A 6,936-nucleotide genomic window follows, 5' to 3' on the forward strand; every position below is an offset into this window, starting at 1 on the left:
GCCGAAGGGCTGGGGGTGATGTTTTTGGCCTCGCGCATGGGAGGGTTGTTTGAACGCTATCCAGGATTGGAGGTGGAGCTGGTCGCGGTGCCGCGTTTTGTCAGCATCCTCAATCGCGAAGCGGAGATCAGCATTCACCTGGAGCGCCCCAGCGCCGATCAATTGGTGACGCGCAAACTTACTGATTATCGCCTGGCGTTGTACGCCAGCCGTGGCTATCTGGCGCGCAACCCGCCTATCGAGAAGCGTGAAGACCTTGCTGCCCATGCCTGGATCGATTATGTCGATGACCTGCTGTTCAGCCAGGAACTGAAGTTTCTCAACAGCTTCTGCCGTAACCCCAAGGTGGTGTTCCACAGCACCAGTGTAATTGCGCAACACCAGGCGGCGCGTTCGGGGTTGGGCATTGCGGTGTTGCCGTGTTTTATGGCGGCTGGGGATGGGGAGTTGGTGCCGTTGCTGCCGGCAGAGGGCATTCAGCGCAGCTATTGGATCAGCTCGCGTCGGGAGCTGCACAAGTCGGTGCGGTTGCGGGTGTTGTGGGATTATGTGGTGGAGTTGTGCGCGCGGGAGCAGGGCTTGTTGCTAGGTGAGTCCCGCTGATGCAACACACGGATTAAAAAGTGGGAGCTGGCTTGCCTGCGATGGCGATGTATCAGCCACTCATGTGCAGGCTGACCCGCCGTCTTCGCAGGCAAGCCAGCTCCCACATTTGGACTGTGTTGTGTCAGGGATGGTCTAGAGCTTCACCACCTGATGCACCTGCTCGGCACAGGCCCGAGCTTCTTCAATCATCTTGCCGAACGCATCGCTGGTGACTTCGGCATGGGTCAGCCAACGTTTTTTCTGGCTCAGGCGATAGTGATAGCGCAGTGAGCCGTCTTCCAGTTTTCCGTCCAGGTCGAGGTCGTACCAGGGCGAGCGCACCTTGCAGCCGGGGATGGCTTTTTCCATCTTCCCGCCTGCCAGGCTGTAGGTGTAGTCATAGGTTTCGGGGTTGCCCAGGTAGAGGTCGGCCTGTTGCCCCTGGCGACGATAGTTGACGTAACCTTCCCAGCGGTCTTTCAAGGACGGGTCGGTGTAGACATAGTCATTGGCCAGTTTTTCCAGGGCGCGCTGATCGTTCATGCGGGCGCTGACGCTGTAGCCGTCATGTACCACAAAACTGGTGGGGTCGCGGGTGATCTGGCAGTCGCTGATGTCGTTGCCGAAGTTGGCGCAGATGTTCTGGTCGGTGGCGGTGGTGCCTTGCTGGCGGTCGGCGACGCTCAGTTGCATCAGCGGCAGGCGGCTGAAGGTAATAGTCGCCTTGACCGCGCCATCTCCCTCTTTGCCGTACTGCACCTGTTTGTCCAGGCGTATCGAGACTTCGGGGCGTTCCAGTGGGATGTGTTCTTCGCGCACTTGGCCCTGGGCGTCGTTGACCAACACCCAGCGGTCCTGAATATCGGGCATGGTCTGGCCAGGGGCGAAGACCGGGTTGGTCGGGTCAAGCCACCACACCTGGCCATTCACTTCGGCACGCACGATGGCGTGGTTGGGCGCCTGTGTGCCAGGAATCAGCAGGGCATCGACCACGTCGCCACGGCTGACCCACGCGGTCTCTGCCTTGATGCCGCTGGCCTTGAGCATGGCCGTCAGCAGGGTCGCCAGGTCCTTGCAGTCGCCGTAGCCGTGCTGCTCGATTTCCACCAGGCTGAACGGCACATAACCACGCTCGCTGGCGCGCCAGTCGCCCAGGTAGCGGTAATGATCATTGATGTGCTGCATCAGCGCGGCCACTTGCTCAGCCGGCGCCAGGCTGCGTGCGGCGGCCACGGCGGCGGCGGCTTGCGCCGGCAGGTTGGCGCCGAGGATCTGGTTGTAACGCTGGGCAAAATCACCGAAGTACGCCTGGCGGTCCACGGCGCTGCCCACTTCCAGGCGTGGAACGCGCAGCAGCGCGGCGGCGGAGGATTCATTGATGTAGTTGAGGTAGATCGGCGCTTTAAGCGCCACGTCCAGGGTTTTGCCGTTGCTCGAAGGGGTCACTTTGAAGGCGTCGAACATTTCACTACGCCACTGGAGCGGGCGTTCGGCGGTAAAGCGCGCCTTGAAACGATCACGGCGGGCCGCGCCGGGGCCGAACTTGAGCACGTAATGGAACTGGCTCATCAGCGGTTTGGCCGGATAGTGGTGGCGTACGGTGTAGCGGATCTTTGTGCCCACGCGCAGGTTGGGGAAGGCCAGGGAGGTTTGCTTATCGCGGCTGAAACCCTGGTCTGGGTTGGGCGCGCTGCGGGTATCGATTTGCGTGGCGGCGAGGGCGACCGGCTTGGCGCCAGGCTGGGTGGACTGGGCGCTGATCACTTCAAAGGTATCGCTTTCGGAGTAATCGAAATCGATGCGCGAGAGCATTTCGCGGCCGTTGGGTTTGAGGATCGTGTAGCGGTAGGTGGTGGTGCAGTCGGTGCTGGCGTCGCGGTTGAAGTGGCAGTGCAATTCGGTGTCGTTGGCCAGTGGGGCTTCGGCTAGGGGTTGCAGTGCAGCGCTGACGGAATGGGAAACCAGCCCCAGACTGATAGCAATCAAAGGGCGGTGAAACGAAAAACGGTACATGGGCGCCTCGGGTGACACATTGAAACAGCTACCCGGCGGGTAGCGAGAAGGCGCCGGATGATAATGGATCTCAACGGCAAAGGCCAGGATTGTTCGACAATTCTTAAGCCTGAAAGGCCCGTGCTAGAGCCTTTGCTTGATTTAGATCAAGGTTTTTATGCCGCCATCGCGGCGCCTCCTTAGAGAAACCAGCGATATTCGCGCGCATGAATTTCTTGCTGGAAAGCCAAGTGATCCTGGCGTTTGTTCTCGCAATACACGTCGACAAATTCCGCGCCCAGCTTGTCGCGCAGTACCGGTTGCTGCTGCATGGCACGCACGGCGTCGAGCATTTCCACCGGGAAATCGGTGCCGCTGTTGCGGTCTTCGTTCAGTGGTGCGATGGGTTCACGCTTGGTCTCAAGGCCATGCTCCAGGCCCACCAGGATCGCCGCCAGCACCAGGTAAGGGTTGGCATCGGCGCTGGCCAGGCGGTGCTCGATCCGCAGGTTGCGCGGGTCGGACTCGGGGATGCGCACACAAGCATCGCGGTCTTCAAAGCCCCAGCTCGCCCGCGTCGCAGCGTTGACCGTGCCGCCCAGGCGGCGGAAGGCATTGTGGTTGGGCGAGAAAATCGGCATGCAGTGGGGCAGCAATTCCAGGCAACCGGCTACGGCGTGGCGCAATGGCTGCTGCTGATGGGCCGCGAGCAAGTTATTGCCCGCTGCGTCGTAAAGGCTCACATGCACATGCATGCCACTGCCGGGAAATTGCAGGTAGGGCTTGGCCATGAAGCTGGCGCGGTAACCCTGCTTGAGCGCCACGCCACGAGTGCTGCGGCAGAACAGGGCGGCCCAGTCGGCGGCGCGCAGGCCGTCGTCGCAGTGGCCGAAGTTGATCTCGAACTGGCCGGGGCCGATTTCGGCGGTGATCACCGTGATGTCGAGGCCTTGGTCCTTGGCGGTTTGCGCCATGTCATCGAGCACGTCGCTAAAGCGCGACAGCCGTTCGATATGCAGGTTGGGCTGGTCGTCGGCATCCCCGCTGAGCGGGTCGCGGGCAAATTGCGGCAGGCCGTTTTCCAGCTGTTTATCGAACAGGTAGAACTCCAGCTCAAACGCCACCACGGGGTGAATGCCCTGGTGCTGCAAGCGTTCCAGCACTTTGGCCAGGACTTCGCGGGGTTCGAATTCGATGGGCGCTTGGGTGCCGTCCGAGGTGATGAGCATTTGCCCCAATGGCTGCGACTCCCAGGTGACTGGTTTGAGCGTGCCGGGCACCAATCGGCGATTGGCGTCCGGGTCGCCATCGTTGAAGCAGTAGTCGCCAATCTTGAACAGCCCACCCTGGGCCCCCAGCAGCACCGCATTCTGCGGCAGCTTCAGCGGGCTGCCGGCTGCGACTTTCTCAAGCATCTCCACCGGGTAGCGCTTGCCGTAGAAATGCCCGGGAATATCCAGGGCGATCAGGTCGACATAGCGCACGTCGGGGTGGTTCTGGCGAAAGCTGCGTACTTCGGCCAGCAACGTGGAGGATTGGCTTTTCACGGGTGCAGCTCCTAGTTGTAAACCCACAAGACGCGGGCGGGCAGGTCGGTCAGGTTGGCGTAGCGGCAGTGAGCGAAACTGGCGAGGTGGAAGCTGTCGCCGGGACCGAGGGTGACCGGCTCGGCTTCGCTATCCACCCACAGGGTCAGCTCGCCTTCGAGCACAAACCCGGCCTGTTCGGCACGGTCGCTCATGCTTTGCTCGCCGCTGTTGGCGCCGGGGGCCAACAGGCTGTCGAGCATCGAAAACGCGCCGTTCATACTTGGCGACACCAGGATGTCGGTGATGCCATTGGCGTAATACACCGTGCGCCGCTCGTTGGGGCGGGTGACCCAGTCCACTGCCTTGGGTTTGGGCAGGCTGTAGAAGTAGGTGGTGGGCACGTCGAGGGCGTGGCTGATGGCGGTCAAGTCGGCCACGGTCGGGCGCGACAGGCCACGTTCGACCTGGGACAGAAACCCCACCGACCGCTCGATTTTTTGCGCAAGTTGCGCCAGGGTGAGCTTCTTGTGCTTGCGCAGGTCGTGGATCAGCGCCGCGAGGGTGGCAAGTTCTTCTTGAGGGGTCATGAAATTTATATCGAATAATTTCATGAAAAATTACACGATTATTTTCACGCTCGCAAACCCTATGCACAAACTTTTGTGGCGAGGGAGCTTGCTCCCGCTGGGCAGCGAAGCGGCCCCAACCCGTTCACCGCATGCGTTCAGTGGATGCGCGGTGTGGCTTTTTGGGGCTGCTGCGCAGCCCAGCGGGAGCAAGCTCCCTCGCCACAAAGGATTGGGAAATATGGGGAAACTGTATTGAGCAGGGACATCTCAGGTGCCTGCTAGGTTGAATGGACCATTCAACCATTCAGGGGAGCAAAGGATTGCTTCACAAACCCAATTCTCATTTGTTACGACGTGGCCGTTATTCAGAACCTGGCCGAGCTTATTTGGTAACTGCCGTGGTTTATCAACGTCGCCCGGTGTTTGCCGATCTTTACCTGGGGCGGCTATTGGTTGCCGAGCTTAAACGAGCCCATGACCTTGGACTGGTCAACTCGCTGGCCTGGGTCATTATGCCGGACCACCTTCACTGGTTATTTGAACTGCGAGACGCGACGCTGCCTGAGGTGATGAAACGAGTGAAGTCGTGCAGCACACTGGCCATCAACCGAGCTCGTCGTACACACGGAGCTTTCTGGCAGTACGGCTATCACGATCGTGCGGTGCGGGCCGATGAAGACCTTATCAAGGCTGCTCGCTACATCATCGCCAACCCACTGCGAGCCGGACTGGTCGAGCATGTTGGCGACTACTCACTCTGGGACGCCGCCTGGCTATAACGACGTACCCCTTGTGGCGAGGGAGCTTGCTCCCGCTGGGCAGCGAAGCGGCCCCAACCCATTCACCGCATACGTTCAGTGGATGCGAGGTGTGGCTTTTTGGGGCTGCTGCGCAGCCCAGCGGGAGCAATCTCTGGCCACAGGAAACAAGGCTGAATGATTGCGCGCCGCCGCGGTCGGAATCTGGGTACGCACCATTAATTGAAGGAGCACCCATGAAGTCGAAAACCTTAGCCGCTTGCCTGCTGGTCGCTGCCAGCTTTTCCTCCGTCAGCGCTGTCGTGCAGGCCGGCGATACCCCTCAGGAAACCGTGCAACCTTCAAACATCAACGCTCGCGACTTGAAAGAGGGCGACCGTGCGCCGGATATCCTGATGCGCAAGGAGTCGGCCATCAGCGATTGGAAAAAACACGGCCTCAAGCAGCCTGAAGAAGAAAGCCAGTGGGCGCGTGTAGGCGACAAGTACGTCCTGCTCAAGACCACCAACGGCACCATCCTCGAGATTACGCCAGTCAAGAAATAATCCCGCGGGGGCACCTGCTCGTTTTATGTTTCTTGCGTTAAGGTAACCGACCGCGATGGTCGCGTTACCTTTGAAGAACGAGAGCAGGATGCTTGCCACCATAAGAAACTACCCCCGCACCGTGAACCTGTTGCTGTGCGCCACGTTGCTGCTGACGCTGGCCAAGGCCATCACCTTTCCTTACCTCGTGATCTACCTCACCAGCCATTTCGCCTTGGACATTACCCAGGTCGGCCTGGTAATCGGCAGTTCGCTGATCGTCGGTTCGCTACTGAGTGTCTACGGCGGTTTCCTGGTCGACCGCATCAATAGCTATCGGCTGTTGCTCGGCTTGAGCCTGGTGTTTGTGCTGGGGTTTATCGGCACGGTGCTGGCGCAGAATATCTGGGCGTTCTATGGCTGCCTGATCCTGATCAACCTGGCTTATGCCGTCATCGATATTGCGGTGAAAGCCGGCTTCGCCAGCCTGCTGCCCGAAGACGCGCGCAGCGAAGTGTTTTCCATCAAGTACACCCTCACCAATATCGGCTATGCCGTAGGGCCGTTCTTTGGCGCGATGGTGGCCAAGCTGGATATCAGCCTGCCGTTTATTCTGTCGGCGCTGTTGGGGCTGGTTTTTTTTCTGCTGTATGGGCGCTGGGGTGACCGTAACTTGGCCACTGTGGACACCACGCAAAAGCCGGTGCCGTTTCTCGCCGTCGCCCGCGTTTTGCTGCAGGACCGTCGCCTGGTGTGCTTCACCCTCGGCGGTTTACTCAGCGCGGTGGTGTTCGGCCAGTTCACGGCCTACCTGTCGCAGTACCTGGTGACCACCACGACCGCCGAATACACCTACACGGTGATCAGCGCGGTGCTGACCACCAATGCCGTGCTAGTGATTGCCTTGCAGTACTTGATTGGCCGGCGCATCTCGCACCGTTACCTGAGCCAGTGGCTGATCGCTGGCTTGAGCATGTTC

At 60.1% G+C, this 6,936-nt stretch carries 7 protein-coding genes; 4 read left to right on the forward strand and 3 right to left on the reverse strand.

Going from position 1 to position 6,936, the window contains the following annotated elements; all coding sequences use genetic code 11:
- On the forward strand, positions 1 to 603 hold a 603-nt coding region (locus GIW04_RS26115), incomplete at its 5' end, for a LysR substrate-binding domain-containing protein (protein ID WP_236479337.1).
- A 135-nt stretch (positions 604 to 738) separates the two neighbouring features.
- Here GIW04_RS26115 and GIW04_RS26120 read toward each other — a convergent pair.
- The 3 genes from GIW04_RS26120 to GIW04_RS26130 all read right to left on the reverse strand — a co-directional run bounded on the left by GIW04_RS26120 (position 739) and on the right by GIW04_RS26130 (position 4,693).
- On the reverse strand, positions 739 to 2,598 hold the full coding sequence (locus GIW04_RS26120; RefSeq protein WP_120249134.1) for a DUF3857 domain-containing transglutaminase family protein: 1,860 nt from the start codon (positions 2,596 to 2,598) through the stop codon (positions 739 to 741).
- A 179-nt stretch (positions 2,599 to 2,777) separates the two neighbouring features.
- Positions 2,778 to 4,124 carry a glutamine synthetase family protein gene (locus tag GIW04_RS26125; protein WP_003190348.1) on the reverse strand — a complete coding sequence of 449 codons (1,347 nt, stop codon included), beginning with the start codon at positions 4,122 to 4,124 and terminating at the stop codon, positions 2,778 to 2,780.
- 11 nt (positions 4,125 to 4,135) lie between these two features.
- Positions 4,136 to 4,693: a helix-turn-helix domain-containing protein gene (locus tag GIW04_RS26130; RefSeq protein WP_044273146.1), complete on the reverse strand. Its 558-nt coding sequence runs from the start codon at positions 4,691 to 4,693 to the stop codon at positions 4,136 to 4,138.
- Between the two features lie 269 nt (positions 4,694 to 4,962).
- Here GIW04_RS26130 and GIW04_RS26135 point away from each other — a divergent pair, with 269 nt between their 5' ends.
- The 3 genes from GIW04_RS26135 to GIW04_RS26145 form a co-directional block, all read left to right on the forward strand.
- A complete protein-coding gene (locus GIW04_RS26135; RefSeq protein WP_052224669.1) occupies positions 4,963 to 5,454 on the forward strand; it encodes an REP-associated tyrosine transposase in 492 nt (163 codons plus the stop codon).
- Between the two features lie 215 nt (positions 5,455 to 5,669).
- A complete protein-coding gene (locus tag GIW04_RS26140) occupies positions 5,670 to 5,978 on the forward strand; it encodes an RcnB family protein (RefSeq protein ID WP_034135281.1) in 309 nt (102 codons plus the stop codon).
- An 88-nt stretch (positions 5,979 to 6,066) separates the two neighbouring features.
- Positions 6,067 to 6,936: MFS transporter (locus tag GIW04_RS26145; protein ID WP_236479338.1), on the forward strand; the 870-nt coding region annotated here is incomplete at its 3' end.

This window comes from Pseudomonas sp. PA-4-8C (assembly GCF_021606625.1).
GTDB lineage: Bacteria > Pseudomonadota > Gammaproteobacteria > Pseudomonadales > Pseudomonadaceae > Aquipseudomonas > Aquipseudomonas lactis.

Bases quoted from the DNA above. Each gene is read 5' to 3' on its own strand.
- GIW04_RS26140 (WP_034135281.1), top strand. From the start codon at position 5,670: ATGAAGTCGAAAACCTTAGCCGCTTGCCTGCTGGTCGCTGCCAGCTTT.
- GIW04_RS26120 (WP_120249134.1), bottom strand. From the start codon at position 2,598: ATGTACCGTTTTTCGTTTCACCGCCCTTTGATTGCTATCAGTCTGGGG.
- GIW04_RS26135 (WP_052224669.1), top strand. From the start codon at position 4,963: ATGGACCATTCAACCATTCAGGGGAGCAAAGGATTGCTTCACAAACCC.
- GIW04_RS26130 (WP_044273146.1), bottom strand. From the start codon at position 4,693: ATGACCCCTCAAGAAGAACTTGCCACCCTCGCGGCGCTGATCCACGAC.